The organism is Rhizobium leguminosarum (genome assembly GCF_001679785.1).
GTDB lineage: Bacteria > Pseudomonadota > Alphaproteobacteria > Rhizobiales > Rhizobiaceae > Rhizobium > Rhizobium leguminosarum_R.
On sequence record NZ_CP016286.1, the window covers coordinates 4,677,452 to 4,694,050 of the forward strand.

The 16,599-nt window shown below is 60.9% G+C and carries 16 protein-coding genes; 3 read left to right on the top strand and 13 right to left on the bottom strand.

The window, feature by feature from the left end:
• Positions 1–88: 88 nt before the first annotated feature.
• The 6 genes from BA011_RS22755 to BA011_RS22780 form a co-directional block, all read right to left on the bottom strand.
• Entirely contained in the window at positions 89–1,099 is a 1,011-nt protein-coding gene (locus BA011_RS22755) for a hypothetical protein (RefSeq protein WP_065282109.1), read from the bottom strand.
• A gap of 585 nt (positions 1,100–1,684) precedes the next feature.
• Positions 1,685–2,194, bottom strand: coding sequence for a DUF995 domain-containing protein (locus BA011_RS22760; RefSeq protein ID WP_065282110.1), 510 nt, complete (start codon positions 2,192–2,194; stop codon positions 1,685–1,687).
• 18 nt (positions 2,195–2,212) lie between these two features.
• The gene (locus BA011_RS22765; protein ID WP_065282111.1) at positions 2,213–3,151 is read right to left on the bottom strand and encodes a glycoside hydrolase family 26 protein; all 939 of its coding nucleotides are present in this window, start codon (positions 3,149–3,151) and stop codon (positions 2,213–2,215) included.
• 19 nt (positions 3,152–3,170) lie between these two features.
• On the bottom strand, positions 3,171–5,078 hold the full coding sequence (locus BA011_RS22770) for a glycosyltransferase family 2 protein (RefSeq protein WP_065282112.1): 1,908 nt from the start codon (positions 5,076–5,078) through the stop codon (positions 3,171–3,173).
• A complete protein-coding gene (gene galE, locus BA011_RS22775) occupies positions 5,075–6,061 on the bottom strand; it encodes a UDP-glucose 4-epimerase GalE (protein ID WP_017958858.1) in 987 nt (328 codons plus the stop codon). The genes BA011_RS22770 and galE overlap by 4 nt, the downstream gene beginning before the upstream one ends.
• Positions 6,061–7,107, bottom strand: coding sequence for a UDP-glucuronic acid decarboxylase family protein (locus BA011_RS22780; protein ID WP_017958859.1), 1,047 nt, complete (start codon positions 7,105–7,107; stop codon positions 6,061–6,063). Before BA011_RS22780 ends, galE begins: the two co-directional genes overlap by 1 nt.
• A 354-nt stretch (positions 7,108–7,461) precedes the next feature.
• On the opposite strand from BA011_RS22780, the gene BA011_RS22785 reads away from it, so the two are divergent.
• Positions 7,462–8,610, top strand: a complete 1,149-nt coding sequence (locus BA011_RS22785; RefSeq protein WP_065282113.1) for a helix-turn-helix domain-containing protein — start codon at positions 7,462–7,464, stop codon at positions 8,608–8,610.
• 159 nt (positions 8,611–8,769) lie between these two features.
• Here the strand turns inward: BA011_RS22785 and BA011_RS22790 are convergent, their stop codons facing one another.
• The gene (locus BA011_RS22790; RefSeq protein ID WP_065282114.1) at positions 8,770–9,048 is read right to left on the bottom strand and encodes a hypothetical protein; all 279 of its coding nucleotides are present in this window, start codon (positions 9,046–9,048) and stop codon (positions 8,770–8,772) included.
• 421 nt (positions 9,049–9,469) lie between these two features.
• On the opposite strand from BA011_RS22790, the gene BA011_RS22795 reads away from it, so the two are divergent.
• On the top strand, positions 9,470–9,850 hold the full coding sequence (locus tag BA011_RS22795) for a VOC family protein (RefSeq protein WP_065282115.1): 381 nt from the start codon (positions 9,470–9,472) through the stop codon (positions 9,848–9,850).
• Between the two features lie 222 nt (positions 9,851–10,072).
• Here BA011_RS22795 and BA011_RS22800 read toward each other — a convergent pair whose 3' ends face one another.
• On the bottom strand, positions 10,073–12,064 hold the full coding sequence (locus tag BA011_RS22800; protein WP_065282116.1) for a methyl-accepting chemotaxis protein: 1,992 nt from the start codon (positions 12,062–12,064) through the stop codon (positions 10,073–10,075).
• 373 nt (positions 12,065–12,437) lie between these two features.
• On the opposite strand from BA011_RS22800, the gene BA011_RS22805 reads away from it, so the two are divergent.
• Positions 12,438–13,313 (top strand): transporter substrate-binding domain-containing protein, encoded by an 876-nt coding sequence (locus tag BA011_RS22805; protein ID WP_065282637.1) that lies wholly within the window; start codon positions 12,438–12,440, stop codon positions 13,311–13,313.
• 24 nt (positions 13,314–13,337) lie between these two features.
• Here the strand turns inward: BA011_RS22805 and BA011_RS22810 are convergent, their stop codons facing one another.
• The 5 genes from BA011_RS22810 to BA011_RS22830 form a co-directional block, all read right to left on the bottom strand.
• Complete coding sequence (locus tag BA011_RS22810) at positions 13,338–13,751, bottom strand: tellurite resistance TerB family protein (RefSeq protein ID WP_017958866.1); 414 nt, start codon at positions 13,749–13,751, stop codon at positions 13,338–13,340.
• A gap of 101 nt (positions 13,752–13,852) precedes the next feature.
• Positions 13,853–14,551 (bottom strand): thermonuclease family protein, encoded by a 699-nt coding sequence (locus tag BA011_RS22815; RefSeq protein ID WP_065282117.1) that lies wholly within the window; start codon positions 14,549–14,551, stop codon positions 13,853–13,855.
• 11 nt (positions 14,552–14,562) lie between these two features.
• Complete coding sequence (locus BA011_RS22820) at positions 14,563–15,240, bottom strand: S24 family peptidase (RefSeq protein ID WP_026158508.1); 678 nt, start codon at positions 15,238–15,240, stop codon at positions 14,563–14,565.
• A gap of 125 nt (positions 15,241–15,365) precedes the next feature.
• A complete protein-coding gene (locus BA011_RS22825) occupies positions 15,366–16,013 on the bottom strand; it encodes a response regulator (RefSeq protein WP_003545225.1) in 648 nt (215 codons plus the stop codon).
• 91 nt (positions 16,014–16,104) lie between these two features.
• Positions 16,105–16,503, bottom strand: coding sequence for a hypothetical protein (locus BA011_RS22830; RefSeq protein ID WP_017958869.1), 399 nt, complete (start codon positions 16,501–16,503; stop codon positions 16,105–16,107).
• Positions 16,504–16,599: the final 96 nt, after the last annotated feature.

Consider the following 16,599-nt stretch of genomic DNA (forward strand, 5'->3'; position numbering starts at 1 on the left):
GACGAAGATTATGACTGCGATATTGTTTGTTTAAAATTATGTTTGTTTCCATGGACAATCATGCCGGATGTGGACAACAATCACGGCTTTATCCATTGATAAAATTACGAAAAGTTCTCTTAAAACTGGCGAGCTCGGCATCATCTAATTTGGGAGGTGAAAAAGGCGTTATCTTTCCCTCGCCAAGGATCCGGTGGGTCTTTCTCTCGAGCTCCAAGTCGCCCTTCATGCGAGCGAAGATATGAGTCGCCACATATCGAGCGCGACCGACCCATGTTTCAAGATAACTTCTGTGATCTTCATAGGAGAAGAAGCCATCTAGGATGATTTGCAGAAGCGTCCTTCGGTTAATCCTGATCGTTGATGCTGAGTAGAGCAGAGCTAAGGTTTGCTTGTTTTGGCTCCACCTTTGATGCAGGAGTGACCGGGACACGTATTGTTGTGCCGACGGGTCACTCTTCTTCGCATTCTTGAGTTCATCGAGAACGGATACGGCTTTGTTGAGACTTGGCACGAATCTAGATCCCGGACTCCCGAAGCGATCGGTGGCATGATGAAGGTAGGTGATCGCTCGACTTGCAGTATTGATTGTCTTTTCGACGCTTTCGAAGGCATCCCAAAGTTCGTCGAACGAAGGTGCTTCCCCGAAAGCTCTGTGCCCTCCTAGACAATCGTAAACCTCGACCAAAAAATCTGTGCCGGTGAACAGGTACCTAGCTGCGATGTCTTTCTGCACAGTGAAGGAAGTATCAATACTGGCGAGGCTTTCCGCCCTATCCATGTGCGCGACTGCGGCGTGAACGACAAGCGCCTCCCGAACTTCTTTTGAGCGAGGTGCTATTAGCCACCCACCGAACCCGGCTGCCAAAATTGCCTTGTAGCCGGGATAATATTCGTGATCGTCAAGAAGGATCTTTAGTACTACATCCGGTTTGTATCTTCCTACACGTGTAAGCGCGATCGGCCAAAGGTGCTGTCCGTCATTGCGTTGAAATGGGATACTGCCAGGATGGGCGCCGAATCTTTGTTTCAGGGCCTCTACCGCCCTCATGACCTCGGCCATTTCCTCCGACTCAAGGATCTCTGCTATTTCAGCCATCACATGCGCTCCTGTCGCTCACCCAAGAACGGGCGACGATAGGCGACCCCGTACTCATTCTCAACCACCATGCTATGACACATGTCTGGAGCGATTCTGGTTTGTCGAAGGATAGTCTGCGGAGCTATGTGCCTTCGCAAAAAGGAGTGCTTTAGATCAGAAACTTGCCCGCCAAGAACTCGCTCACGCAAGTCCCGTGATGTACGGTGTGGTGAATTTATGCTGACCCGGCTTCAGCATCTCGTGGCATCCGTGCGTCGAGATCTCGTGACCGCTCGGCCGCGATGTCTAGGGGTCTTCCCCTGAATGAGGTTGAATAACGACCGGAATTGCGAGTTGCAGCGCCCCGAAGATGTTTTCGGTATTATCTACGGTATTTTATGCGCAAGAGGTCAGCATGAATATTTAAAACAACGGGTTATCTGTACATATAGATTCCCTTCACCCGCTCCAATTGCCCCGGCCGTTCGTTCGCCGCCTTTTGAAGGCGCTTCGCGATCTTTTATAAAAAGGGTTGCGCGCAGGCATCGGCTCCTACAAGGACACAGATGGCGCCTCGGCCGCGCGCAACCCCTAGCTTCGCCTTTATTTGGTCTTACTGACGCTCGTCTCAATCCTCCCCAATTGAGAACTCACGTAGTCGCCGTGGCGAAGCTTTGCGAATTCGTCGGTGGCTTGTGCCGGTGCGCTCTTGAAAACGTACCATTCACCGTCCGGTTCGCGTTTCTGATAGATCAGGCCGCCCTTCTTGCGGTGGCTGAAGCAGGTGATTGCCGTCGCCGTTCCGGTCCTGGCGTGCCAGTCGGCGTTGAAGCAGAGTTTCCCCGACTCCGTGATGAACCAGCGGCCCATGCCGAAGGACGGCGAGCCATTTTCCCGCGACCAGGCGGTAAAGCGACGCGCCTTTGCGGAGAAGTAGCCGGCGCCGGCTTTCCACATCCAGGAATTCTGGTTGTAGAGCCGATAGATTTCCGCGCTGCTCATCGGCTTTGCGGTCTCGATCCCCGCAGGCTCATTGGTTCCGGCTGCGGACGCGGCCGTGGCGATACCGCTGGTCAGGGCCACGGCCAGGAACATTTTTTGAAGCATGGACATGTTCAGGTTCCTTCTTGTTCAATTGATGCTTTGGCGGACGACCCGCCAGTCGGGGCGGCCATAGCCGTCCGGCCACGGATAGACTTCACGGTCGTTGAAGTAGACAACGGCGCTGAGCGCCGGGAACTGGGGATAGCGTTTCGTTACGCTCTCAGCCCAGTTTCGCACGAAGGAATCGCCGCCTTCGTAGCCGAGTTCGGCAACCATGATGGGCTTGCCGTAACCAGCGACACGGGCGTATCCGGGCGCAAGGTGCTCGGCAAACGTCTGGTCACGGCCAGTCTTGTCCCTGTCGTATTGCTCCAGGCCAAAGACCGAGAGCCCGATGAGATCGACGACATCGTTGCCGGGATAAAAGGCTTGAAGCCCCTCATTGCCCTTCGGTGACCACATGTATTTGGCCGTCTTCAGGTGGACCTTGCAGACCTCCACCATCCGGCGATAGGCCTTGGCATAATCGTCGCCCTGCCAATGCGACCAGGAGAACTGGCTGTCGGTTTCGTCCATTTCCTGTCCCCAGCGAATGATGACCGGACTTTTCAGCTTGGCAGCAGTCGAGCAGACGGCGGCCATGTTCGCATCGCGCGAACCGTCCAGGATGCTATGCAGCAGTTCCTGCGAGGTTTGGCGCCGACCGGTCGACCAGGTCCAGGGCTCGACCGAGATCAGCAGGGTGCGGCCACGCGCTTGCGCATAATCGTCGGCGAGGGCGAGCGTGCGCAGATCGACATCTTCCCAGGGCAGGAAGAGGTGTTCGATCTTCGAATCGGGCGAGGCGCCTAAATCTCCGTGCGGATCATAGGCGCCGAACGTGATCGACTCCTTCGTGACGACCGGCATTTTGGTCGGCGGCGCAATGGACGATGTCGTCATTGCAAGCGGCTGCCCTTCGGCAGAACTGCCCAGAGCGGTCGGCAGGACCGCGACTCCCGACAGCAACAGGCCGGTTAACGACAACAGGGCTATTTTGGATGGGCTATGCATTGTGTATTTCCTCCACGCTCGGCCGCACATCCGGGTGAGCGGCATCCGTTCTCAGTTGGATCTCCTCCGGATCGGAAATCCATCGTGGTTTGAAGAAGATCGTGCGCAGGGCGGTTCCGCCCCGGCCTGCACCGGAGGCGGCGTAGCGCTCTTCGAACAGCTGAAGGCGGCCGCTGCCCCAGGCGAGTGCCTCGGTCGCATCCTTCCCGCGCATGATGGTTGCAGCCCCCGGCAACGCGACGAGCGCAAGAAGCACGGTCGCCATCGCCGGACGGTAGAAACGCGGGGCCGCCGCAACCGTATTTTCCTTCGAATGGCGCCCGACGATGACCAACAGCAGCGCGCAGTAGATTGCCGCGTTCAGGATGGTAAAGAAGTATCCCCCCTTGGAGGCGCCGGCATCGCCGATTGCCAGGGCGGGCAATACCGCCATAAGCGCCAGCACAGCGTAGGGCGCCAGGACACGCACCGGCAGCAGATCGACTTCGGACCGGCCTTTCGGCGTGACGCGGAAATCGACGAAGGAGCCTGTCACAAAATCGTGCACCGCAGCCAGCGTGCCGGCGAGCGCCCAGGGCCAGCGCGCGAAGAGAAAGAGCATGGATTCCCAGCTCAGGATCTTGGCGTCGTAGGGGCGGAACGAGCTGCTGGCGCGCCAGCGGTAAGCCATCACCACGAGAGCGATAGAAAGCGGTGCGAAATGCGCCAGGAAATCGGGATAGGTCACCGTCACGAAGTTCTGGCCGCGCACGAGCGCGATGATCGGCAACGCAAACATGAGCAACATAAAGAACGCAAAAAGCGGATACCAGAGTTGCGAAAAGAGGAACTGGAACTTGAGCCGGGGCGGCAGCCGGCCGACGAGGCTCGGCGAGTACCGCAACAGCACCATGACCAGGCTGCGCGACCACTGGAATTCCTGCGTCACGAGATCGCTGAAGGTTCTGGGGCCGTCACCATGGGCGATGGCATCCAGCGCATGCACACCCCGCCAGCCGCCGGCATTCATCATCAATGTCGTCGAATGGTCTTCAGCCAACTCCGGACCGAGGCCGCCGATCTGTTTGAGGGCGACGGTGCGTACCGCGTAATGCGACCCTATGCACATCGGCGCCAGGCCGCCGTTGTAACCGGCTTGGAGCGAGCCATGCATGCTGGCCTCGGCATAGAGCCTTCCACGTGCCGACCAGCTTTCGGAAGCGTTCTTGTCGCAAATGCTGGGGGCCGAGACATAGCCGACCTTTGGATCGGCGAACGGACGCAGCATGTGGAAGAGATAGTCGGGCGCGGGAACATGATCCGCATCGAGTTGTGCCACGAAATCGTAGCGGCTGTAGCCGTAGTGGTCGTAGAAGAAGGCGAGGTTGCCTTCCTTGCACCGCGTGCGTCGGGGCCACGACGTCCGATGATAATCGGATCGCCCCTTGCGGGTCGAGACGAAGACCCCGTGCCCGGAGCACCAGTCGAGAGTCTCGGGGGAAGGGTCTTCGTCGGCAAGCCAGGTGTCGTGTTCCACGTCCTGGGCAAGCATTGCCAGCAGGGTTTCACTGACGACCGAGAAGGGTTCCGCCGGCGCCTTGGTCACGACCATGGCCACTCGACTGCCTGTCGGCAGGCGCAAGGGGCCGTTCGGTCTTGCCGCCCGATAGAAGACGACGATGAAATAGGCCGGCAGAGCGGTAACCCAGGCAAGAACGAGGCTCACCGTAATCGTGCCGAAAGCATCGACGTGATGGCGCGGCTCCAGCCACCAGATCCAGAAATAGGCGAAGGCGCAGGCCCATACGGCCGCCGAGAACAGATATTCGGTCCGCCGATGTCCGGTCAGAACCGGGACAAGAAGCGGCTCGTGGGAGAGCTCCGGAGCATGCGTCGCTTGGGTAATCGCAAGTTCGGTCACGCGCGCGCCTCCAGTCCGAAGAACGGAGCCGCCGTCCGCACGATGGTTTCGAGGTCGGAATATCGAGGCTGGAAGCAGAGCGTCTCGCGGGCCAGGCTGGCGTCGGCGTAGAGGCTGGGCGGATCGCCCGGCCGGCGTGGATGGATGACGACCGGGACTTCGCGCCCGGTCGTTTCCTGGATCACGCGCAGGACTTCCCTGATGGAAAACCCCCGCCCGGTGCCGAGGTTGACAGCGAGGTTTGCTCCGCCTTTGGCGAGATGGGTGAAGGCCTGAACATGGGCGCGCGCGAGATCTGCGACGTGAATATAGTCCCTTATGCAGGTCCCATCAGGGGTATCGTAATCATCGCCGAATATCTCCAGGTGCGGAATCCGGCCGGCCGCGGCCAGCAGCGCCCGCGGAATGAGATGGGTTTCCGGAACGTGCCATTCGCCAAGCTCGCCGTCCGGATCGGCTCCACAGGCATTGAAGTAACGCAGGGCAACATACCGCAGGCCGTAGGCCGCCGCATAATCGGCGAGCATATGCTCGAAGATCAGCTTGGTCTTGCCGTAGGGATTGATCGGAGCCTTCGGCAACGTCTCATCGATCGGCAGCACTGACGGGACGCCGTATACGGCACAACTCGATGAGAAGATGACGTTCTGAAGCCCCGTCTGCCGGCAGGCATCGATAAGCGACAATGCACCACAGACATTGTTGTTGTAATATTTCGCGGGGTTTTCCACGGACTCGCCGACGTAGGCCGAGGCGGCGAAGTGGATGACGGCAGCGGGAGCATATTTCTCGATGACCTCGATCAGGCATGACGAGTCGAGGACGTCACCTTCGACGAAAGGGCCCCAGCGCACGGACGAACGGTTTCCGGTCGTGAGATTGTCGTAGACGACAGGCTCAATCCCCTCCGAGCGGAGGAGCTTGGCGGTGTGGCTGCCGATATAGCCGGCGCCGCCCGTGACCAGGACCCGGGGCGCATCCATCAGACCGCCTCCAGCTCGCGTGCCGGACGGGTGAGAACGCCATCGAAGTAGTCGATCGTCTGACGCAGGCCGCTCGACAAGTCGATCTTCGGCCGCCAGTCGAGTTCCTGCATGGCAAGCGAAATATCGGGGCGACGCTGACGGGGATCGTCAACCGGCAAAGCGCGATGGATGATTTGCGACCGGGAGCCGGTCAATCCGATCACCTGCTCGGCCAGCTCCCGGATCGTGAATTCGCCCGGATTGCCGAGATTGACAGGCCCCGTCAGCGACGACGGTGAGGCCATCATGCGGACCATGCCGCCGATGAGATCATCGACGAAACAGAACGAGCGGGTCTGCGAACCGTCGCCATATATGGTGATGTCTTGCCCCGTCAGGGCCTGGACGATGAAATTCGAGACGACGCGGCCGTCGTCCGGACGCATCCGCGGGCCGTAGGTGTTGAAGATGCGGATGATCTTGATCTCGACGCCGTGCGTCTTGTGGAAGTCGAAGAACAGCGTCTCGGCGCAGCGCTTGCCCTCGTCATAGCAGGAGCGCGGCCCGAACGAATTGACGTTGCCCCAGTAGCTTTCGACCTGCGGGTGGACGTTCGGGTCGCCGTAGACTTCGGAGGTGGATGCCTGAAGGATACGTGCGCCGGTGCGCGCGGCCAGCTCCAGAAGGTTGAGGGAGCCCAGCACGCAGGTCTTTGTCGTATGGATCGGATCGGCTTGATAATGCGGGGGCGATGCCGGGCAGGCGAGGTTATAGATCTCGTCGACTTCCAGATCGAGCGGGTGGACGATATCGTGGGCGATGACATTGAAGCGATCGACTCGCTTCAGATGGACGATATTGCGCCGCATGCCGGTGGAAAAGTTGTCGAGGCAGATCACCTGGTGTCCGGCGGCCAAAAGCGTCTCGCACAGATGCGATCCGAGGAAACCTGCACCGCCGGTGACAAGAACTCTCTTGGGAGCGTGGTGTATTCCGGATAGACAATTTGCATCACGAGCCGAAGCTTTTACAGAGCGCGCACGAATCCTGCCAAGATAGTTCACGACTACCTCCCGTGTTTTCAGAGTTTGCTATGGGATATTCGATATTTACTTCGACATATCGCGAAACCAAGTCGTTCGATCATGCGAATATTTTATTCGTCCGGTTTTTCTTTTGGAATGAACCGATGCTTATTTAGATACAGCTAAGAAAGGCAATTGTCGTTATCCTCACGTCCTGGAAATTATCGCTCCGTACATTTCAGAGCGAAAAGGAATATGATAAACAACTTATGGAGGAGACTCTTCGGGCACTTCCGCTTTTTCAGACGGAGTTCTGCGGAGATTTCAGCCGCAAAAACAATTGCTTTTCTCAATTTCCATGGCTCGGGTCGGGTTATGCGCTGGAGGAATTGGATGGCTACAGGGTCTGAATCCGACGATGATCCTGCCGCGGAACAGGAACGGCCGGCGCATGTGGAGAGGCGGCGCTGGCCGCGTGGACCGGCCATGCGCAAGGAACGCCCACCCCATGCCTCCCCTGCACTCGAGCCGCTGCGATTCTCGACGCAGGACCTGCCACCGACAGAACAATTCCAGGCCTGGCGGGCACATATGGCGCCGCTCGTGGATGTTCATCTGCCGGAGGGAAAATCACCGGAAGACGGGTTCCTCGCGGAGCAGATCGGCTGGCAGCTCGGCGATATCCTCATCGTCCAGCAGCGCGCGCATGCCCACAGATATATCCGCGATCAGGCCATGCTTCGATCGAGCCCCATCGACCATTGGAACGTGGGCCTGCAGCGCAGCGGCCAGGCCTGGACCGAGGTCAACCGTCGTGTCACCGAGACCGCTGCCGGCGAGATATTTTTCATGTCTCTCGGCAGCCCCTATCGCGGACGGACGACCGATACCGAAGCTTTGCTCGTGTTCCTGCCGTATGAGATGCTGGCTCGCGATGCGAGCCTTCTCCAGAGCGCCGGCAACACGGTTCTTTCGGGCAGCCACGCCGAGTTGCTCACGGGCTATCTCACGGGCCTCGAAACGAACCTCGGGAATCTGACGATAGAGGAAGTGCCCCGGATAATCCAAACCATCGGCGATATGGTCGTTGCGGGCGCCGCATCGTCCACAAGGACTGATACCGGTCAAAACCAGGCCAACATGGGACTGATGGAGCGGGCGCACCGCTACATTCACGTCAATCTCCATTCGGAAAACTTGACACCGGACGTGATGTGCCGCGCGTTGGGGATTTCGCGTACTCGGCTTTACCAGCTGTTTGAGGGGAGTGGAGGCGTGCTCAATTATATTCGCAAGCGGCGATTGCTGCAGGCCTATGCGGATCTCAGCAATTCGGCCGACCACAGGCCGATTTCAGAAATCGCAGAAGCCGCCGGTTTCGAGGTCGCCGCCAATTTTACGCGCGCCTTCATCCACGAATTCGGGCTGAGCCCGCGTGAAACCCGAAGGACGATGGCAACCCAACAGCGGCCGGCTCCGGCCCTCCACTCCACGCGGCGTTCCGGAAAAACGATCGGTGATTGGCTGGCCCTGACGGGTTGATCCGGCTCGGGCTGAAATCCAGACTCGAAGTCCGTTAAGCGGCGATCGACGCGCTTGCCGAAGACACAGCGGACTTGATCCACACCCATGGACCTCCGTTCGCAATTGAGGGAATATTTCCCTTCACCCGCTCCATCCCGCAGACCACGCCGACCAAGCCTAATCCCCGAAGAACCGGATCGGCTTATATTGCCGATGCGCGATGATCAGGCTGCGGTCGGGCTGGATGATATACGTTTCCTCCACCTGCCGGCCGTACTGGTCGATGAAATCGTGCGGGAAGGCGGAGCCGGGGGGTGATTTGGTGAGTTTGGTGCGCGGCTGGCCACTATAGGTGATGCTGCCGGGGATGGGTTCGAGGCCCGGTCCGTCGTAGCTGACGGTGCTGCATCCCGCGAGAACGAGCGTGCCGATGAGGCCGATGATTGCAGGTTTCATGTCCATCCCTCCAATGCCTGAATAATATCACTCTACGCCTCACCGGATAGAGTTCACGACACGAATGCCCATGCCGCGCTTCAATCCTTCGGGAAGCGTCGCCGGGGGCGCCGTGATCGAGTGGCCGGCGGGACGCGACATCCACCTGTTGATATTAGGGTGAAAATCCGGATCCTCCAGCCGCGATGACGCATCCATTGCCGAAATCGGCGTCGTCTGCTAGATCGGCATCGTCGAAAAAGGCAGGATCGGTTGAGGTAAGCCCGATCCCTTCCGTTGGAGCGTCAAGCGCTCTGGCGAAGCTCTGCTCCGTGCCATGGCACGAGAACCCGCGACGTGATCCGCATGAACATGCGGGATCCCGGCGGCGTGCGGAGACGGCAAATAGGCAGTCCCGGGATTTTTTCGAACGGAGACTGTCATGCACTTGAACCATCTCGATTTCCACGTTCCCGATATTGCTGCCACGGCGAATTTCTTCATCCGCCATTTCGGCCTGAGACTTAAGGATATGCGCGGTCAAAACGGCCTCGCGATCCTCGAAGACGATACCGGCCTCGAAATCGTCCTCAGCCACGCAATCGCAAAATTCGGCACCGCCGATCAGGTGGAGATGGGCCGCCAGACCTATCATGTCGGCTTCATCCTGCCCGAAAGGGCGGAGGTCGATGCGGTCCATGGCGGGCTTGTGGCTGCCGGTGCTGATCTGTCCGGTCCGCCGGCCGCCATGCGTGGCGGCTGGCTGTTTTATTGCACGGCGCCCGGAAACATCCTCGTCGAGATCGGCTGGCGGCCGGGTTAGACGATACCCAAAAGCAAAGGCCGGCCGCCGCCGTCCGCCCCTCATCCGGCTGCCGCCACCTTCTCCCCGCAAGCGGGGCGAAGGGGATATGCCGCACCCTCTCGGTTCCCCACAAAACTCTCGCGGGGCAGGTCCCCTCGCCCCGTCAGAACGGGGAGAGGGTTAGGGTGAGGGGCAGCCATCGGCGCGAACCGGGCAGCCGTGCCTCGTGCCGAGGTCGGCTCAGAATTCCGTCCAGTCGGGATCCTGGCTCGGCGATGTGCTGCTGCCGGCGCCGAAGGCGTTGGCGATCTTCTGGCCGAGAGTGCGGGCCGGCGAGGCGGCCGGGCGGGCAATGCCGTCGCGGGCGACGCGGACCGGAGCTGCCCTGGCTGCCGGGCGGGCGGCAGCGCGTGGTGCCGTGGCGATTGGCGCACTCGTGGTGAAGCCGCCGGTGCCGGTCAGCCTGAATTGGCCGAGCAGGTTGTTGAGCGCTGCCGCTTCCGTCGCCAGGTTGTGGCTGGCGGCGGTGGATTCCTCGACCATCGCCGCATTCTGCTGCGTCCCCTGGTCCATGGTGTTGACGGCGGTGTTGATCTCCTGCAGGCCGATCGACTGTTCGCGGGAGGCTTCGGCGATTGCGTGGACGTGCTGGTTGATCTCCTGCACCTCCTGGACGATCGCGTCGAGCGCCTTGCCGGTTTCGCCGACCAGCGAGACGCCGGTCTGCACATGCGAGCCGGAAGTGCTGATCAGCGCCTTGATCTCCTTGGCGGCCTTCGCCGAGCGCTGGGCGAGTTCGCGCACTTCTTGCGCGACGACGGCAAAGCCCTTGCCGGCATCGCCGGCGCGGGCGGCTTCAACGCCTGCATTCAAGGCCAAAAGATTGGTCTGGAAGGCGATGTCGTCGATGACGCCGATGATGTTGGAGATTTCACCCGAGGACTTCTCGATCTGCTGCATGGCGGAGACGGCCTTGCGGACGACCTCGCCGGATTTTTCGGCGCCGAGGCGGGTACGGGCAACGAGCTGGCTCGCCTCCTCGGCGCGCTTGGCGGCGTCGCGCACTGTCGTGGTGATCTCCTCCAGCGCTGCTGCCGTTTCTTCGACGGAGGCCGATTGCTGTTCCGTCCGCTGGGAAAGCTGGTCCGCGGAGGAACGAATCTCGTTGGCGCCTGCGCCGATCGCCCGGGCATTGGCGCCGACCGTATGCATGGTTTCGTTGAGCTTCTCGACCGAGTTGTTGAAATCCTCACGCAGCGCATCGAGATGCGCGACGAAGGGCTCGGCGATATGCGAGGCGAGATCGCCGGCGGCAAGGCGACGCAGGCCGTCGCCGAGTGCGGTGACGGCGCGGTCGAGTTCGGATGCTTCGCGGGCCTTCTGCGCCTCACGGTCGCGGCGCTCGCTGTCGCTGACGTCGCGGTCTGCTTCGGCACGCGCTTCGATCCGGGCGCGCTCGATCGCATTGTCGCGGAAGACCGAAACGGCCTTTGCCATCTGGCCGACTTCGTCGCCGCGGTCGAGGCCGCTGACATCGCTTGTCGTATCGCCCTCGGCAAGCCGCGTCATGCGCTGGCGCAGCTGCATCATCGGGCCGGCGATGCCTATCTGGGCCACGACCACGCTGAAGCCGACGGCAGCGAGAACGGCGATGCCGATCAGAACGAGACAGAAGACGATTCGTTCGTTGACGGAAGCCGAGAGCGCGTCGCCGCCATCGTTGAGCATCGCCATCATCGCATCATTGTTGGCGATCATCTTCGGCGTCAGTGCATCGAGCTTGGCATTGATCAGGGCAACATTCGTCTGAGCGCCGGCGCCGTCCTTGGCTTTGCTCTGTTCGATGATCTTGTTCGCAAGCGTTTCGATCTCATCGATGCCCGCCTGGATTTCATCGATCGCCGGCTTGCGGCTGGGCACCAGCGCCAGCGCCTGCTTCATGCGGTCACGCGCCTGTGGCAGCTTGCTCGGTGTGGCGAGCGCCTTCTGGAATTCGGGCGTATCGGGCTTCATGTCGGCAAGCAGGCTTACCTGCAGCACCGAGGCCACCGCCGATGCGCTGGCGCGCGCGCTCAGCATCGAGGCCTGCGCCTCATGATCGATGAAGGCGCTGTAGGCGGCGTCCGCACGGCGGAACTCGGAAATGACGTAGATCAACCCGGCCATCGTGATCAGCCCGAGCAGCGCTACGACCGATATGATTTTTGTGCGGATTTTCAGATGTTTCAGCATGGAAATGTCACCCGATTGACGGGGCGTGCTCGCGCGCCCGGTGCTTTTGAAATCAATTGTTGCAGAAAAACGCTGCTTCAATATCGCGGATTAGGGATTACGTTTGGGCTGACGCTTGCATCATGCGATCGGCTGGCGGGGTCCGATGTCGTCGCAACAAATAAAGGCGATATTCTTTAATTCCGCGCTAACACGAGGCGGCGGTTGGCTATGATTTTTAGGGGCTGAGAGGTTGCACTTTAACCTAGCGCGTATGAGAGGCACCGAGGATCAAGTCTCGGAGCGCCGGCATTCATATTCCCCGCCACGCATGACTCTGATACATCTTGCCGACGCCGCACGCTTCGCGCTTAACCCAGAGACCACGATCACGATGATGCAATCCAAGCCGGCATCCCTGACTCTGAAGGGTTTTTTCACGCTCGGCCTGTTTTTCGGCGCGCTGCTTTCAAGTTTTGCCGCGTCGGCCCAGCAGGCGGCACCTTCGCTGCCGCTGCTCTTCGATGCGCGCGAACGTCTTGCGAGGCCCGATCTCTCCTCTCTGGTGCGCCTGCGCTTCCTGACGTCGGTCGATTTCCCGCCCTTCAGTTTCACCGATCAGAACGGCAAGCTTTCCGGTTTCAATGTCGACCTCGCCCGCGAAATCTGCAGCGAGTTGGAGATTTCAGACAAGTGCCAGATCCAGGCGCTCCCCTTTGCCGACCTTAGGGATGCGCTCGCCGCCTCACAGGGCGATGCCATCATCGCCGGCCTTGCCGTGACCCCGGAGCTGCGCCGGCAATTCGTCTTCTCCAGGCCTTATCTGATGCTGCCGGCGCGCTTCGTGCGCAATCTCGCCGTGCCGCTTGACGGAAAGACCGCTGCCGCGCTTTCCAGCCATCCGGTCGGCGTCGTCAGGGGGACGGTGCATGAGGCGATGCTGGCCGCCTTTTTCCCCACGCTCAAGGCCGAGCCGTTCGATACGAAGGACGCCCTGCTTGCGGCGCTCAAGGACCGCAAGGTCGATGCCGCTTTTGCCGATGCGCTGCAGCTTTCCTTCTGGGTCTCTTCGCCGGCCTCTGCCAAATGCTGCGCGCTGTTCGACGGCCCCTATCTCTCCGAGCATTTCCTCGGCGAGGGCATGACGATCATGCTGCGGCAGAAGGACAGCGTGCTGACGTCAGCCATCGACCACGCGCTCGCCACGCTGTCGCGCAACGGCCGCCTCCAGGAAATTTATCTGCGGTATTTCCCCTACGGGCTCTATTGAAGCCGCAGTCCAAATTGCTCGCCCTCAGCCCTTGCGGAAGCGGGCAATCGCACTGCGCTCGATCGCCGCGCAGGTGAGCTTGTCGAGGCTGAGCCGGTCACGCAGCAGGCTGAGCAGGCGCAACTCCTCCGCCTTGACCGAGAGATCGGCGGAGGCCACCTCGACGGCCAGCGCATAGGCGGTGTCGTAGAGCTTTGCGGGAAGGGTGTCGCGCACGGTTTCGAGGACGACGTCGAGGCCTTCCGGCCCGGCCAGTAGCGCGGCGCAGTCGCGCGCCACCGAAATCAGCTTGTCGTCATCGAAGTCCCGGAAAACCGGCAGGAATCCGATCAATTGGCCGATCCTTGTCATCTCCCTGTCGTTCATCGTGCTGTCGACAGCGGATGCCATCACCATCACGTAGATCAGCGCATCATGGGCGGAAAGCGGCTTGTTCATCTCTGATTCCTTTTTCGGTCAGCCGAGATTAGGAATTGACGACAGCCATTACAAGGGATCGGCCCGATGCGGGCTGTCCGACCGCTGTCGCGGCCGCCGGTTTAATTGCGGCGCGGATCATCGCCGTAGAGGCCTTTTCCCGCCTGCCTGGCCTTTTCGGCGGCGGATGTAAGCGGCGAACCCGCTGTCGGTTCCGCCCAGCCGTTTTCGGCGAGCCATGAGCCGAGATCCTCCGAGCCCAGCCGGCAGGCAGTCGTGACAGTTTCCTTCCATTCCACCGTCTCGAGATCGCAGCTGACGCTGCGGTTGCGCAACAGCAGGCGCACCGCCGTCTTTGCCATCATGCCGCAGGGCCATTGCCGGCCCGACGGCCCGCATATCCTGTCGACCGGCGTCGGCACGATGCCGGCAAGCTGAAGCCGGCGCCCACCAAAGGAAAGAATGCCGGCATTTTCGACCATCGGTCGCACCAGTTCGATCGCCTTTTCCGCAGCCGGACGCGCTGTTTGCCCGGCCGCCGTTTCCGCTTCTTGCGGCATATCGGCCGGTTTGGACGCCACGCTGTTCCCTGGGAGCGGAGCGGATGGAGCAGCCGGCTCCGCTGACCGGGCAATCATTTCGGCACGCTCGTCCGACATAGCCGCGGGTTCGCGGGCATCCGCCGGTGCGGTCGCCGTGTCCTCCGCGGACGCCGTCTCTTCACCGGCCGTGCCGCCGCCAAGCCTTGCTTCGCCTGCCAGCAGCAGGCCGGCCACCACCGCCATCCCCGTGATACCTGTGATGAAGGCGGCAGGGCGCATGGAATATCTTCCTATTGGCTGGCCCAGATGATGCGGGCGATCCAGTCGATGTCGGAAAGCTCGAGGGTGCGGTTGGGATGTTCGGGATTGAGCGACATCAGCTCGATCGACCGCGGGCTCTGGCGCAGCAGCACCTTGGCCATCACCTCACCCTCGTTTGTGCGCACGACGACGCGGTCGTTGCGGCGCACCTGTGCCCCCGGCTCGACGATCAGCACGTCGCCGTCGCGGTAGAGCGGCATCATGCTCTCGCCCTGCACCTCCAGCGCATAGACGCCGGCTTTCTGTGCCGGGGCCGCCGGAAATTCCACCACGTCCCAGCCCTGGCCGGCCGGAAAACCGCCATCGTCGAAGAAACCGCCTGCTCCCGCCTGGGCGAAGCCGAGCAGCGGAATAGAGCCGCCCTGCTGGGGAAACGCGCTTTCCTGCTGCCCGGCCGGCTGTTTGGAAAGATCGGCATCCGGCCGCATGAAGGCCAGAAGCTCCTCCATGCTTGCCCCTGTGGCATCGAGCACCTTGGCGATCGATTCCGTCGAAGGCCAGCGCAGCCGCCCGTCGGCAGAAAGCCGTTTCGATTTGTTGAAGGAGGTCGGGTCGAGGCCGGCGCGGCGCGCAAGTCCGGATGGCGTCAGCTCGTGCCGTTCGGCAAGCCTGTCGAGCGCTTCCCAAATCTGGTCGTGTGACAGCATGCGCGCGATTCCGTCGCGGCTGATTTCAACGCCGCGCTTCAACCCGGCGGAATATTAATCGACCGTGCCCTCTGAGTAAAGATGAAAGAGGAATAAAATCCTGTTTCCAAAGGGAAATGTATCGCTCAGGCAACCATCGCCATATTGATCTTGCCGAGCTGGATGACGGCCTGCGTCCGGCTGTCGACGTCGAGTTTCAACAGGATCGCCGAGACATGCGCCTTGATCGTCGCCTCGGAGACGCCGAGTTCGTAGGCGATCTGCTTGTTCAGCAGTCCCTCGCCAAGCATGGTCAGCACCCGGCTCTGCTGCGGCGTCAGCGTATGCAGGCGGTGGATCAGGTCGGCGACATCGGGATCCTGCTCCTGCCCGTCGCGATAACTTTCCGGCGTGGCGATGTCGCCGGCAAGCACCGTCTGGATGCTGCGGCGAATATCCTCGATACCGGAGGATTTCGAAATGAAGCCGGAGGCACCGAGTTCCAGCGCCCGGCGGATCGTCGTCGCATCGTCGGTCGCCGAGACGATGACGATCGGCAGGCTGGCGAATTCGGAGCGCAGCGCCATCAGGCCGGAAAAGCCGCTGACCCCGGGCATGGCGAGATCGAGCAGCATCAGGTCGGCATCCGCATGGGCGCCGGCGGCCCGGCGCGCGGCGGCGAAATCGCCGGCCTCGACGATCGACTGCCGGCCTTCCATGCCGATCACCGCCTGGCGCAGCGCGTCACGGAAAAGCGGATGATCGTCCGCAATGATGATGGTCTGTTCCTGCATCGAAAACTCCCTCCCAAGAGCCCGATCATGCCGGCATGTGCCTCCGCCCCTCCGCGTTGCATACCGGCTTGCTCATAGTGACTATATCAGATCAGGTCTTCTGCGGAAGGGGATTGGTGTTTTCCTCGGCCTGAAACTCCTTCACCATCCCCATGAAACTCTTCATCATCCGCTCCATGATGCTGATCGAACGGTCGACCTCGGCGTCGCTCGGCAATGCGCGCTGGATGACACCGCCCTGTTCGAGCGCCGTCACCCGCTTTGCCAGCCGGTCGAGTTCGTCCTCATAGGCCGCCCGCTCGTCGGCTGCCATCCGGCAGACGAGGGCGCCGTCCTTGTCCTGGCAGATCGACATGGCTCCGGTCTGCCGGTCGAGCCGGACGAAATGGTCGCCGCTCTTCTCCAGCTGGAAACGGCTTGCATCAGCTTCGACGGCCGCCGCGGCCAACGGCATCAGAAAAACGCCAAGTGTGATAACGAATGCCTTCATCGTCTCATCCTCCGGATTTTGCTTGTGGCTGTCCCGTTTTTCGGCGCCGAGGCGTGGACATCGCCGCCTCTTTCCGGCAAAGCCCTCGTGACCGAG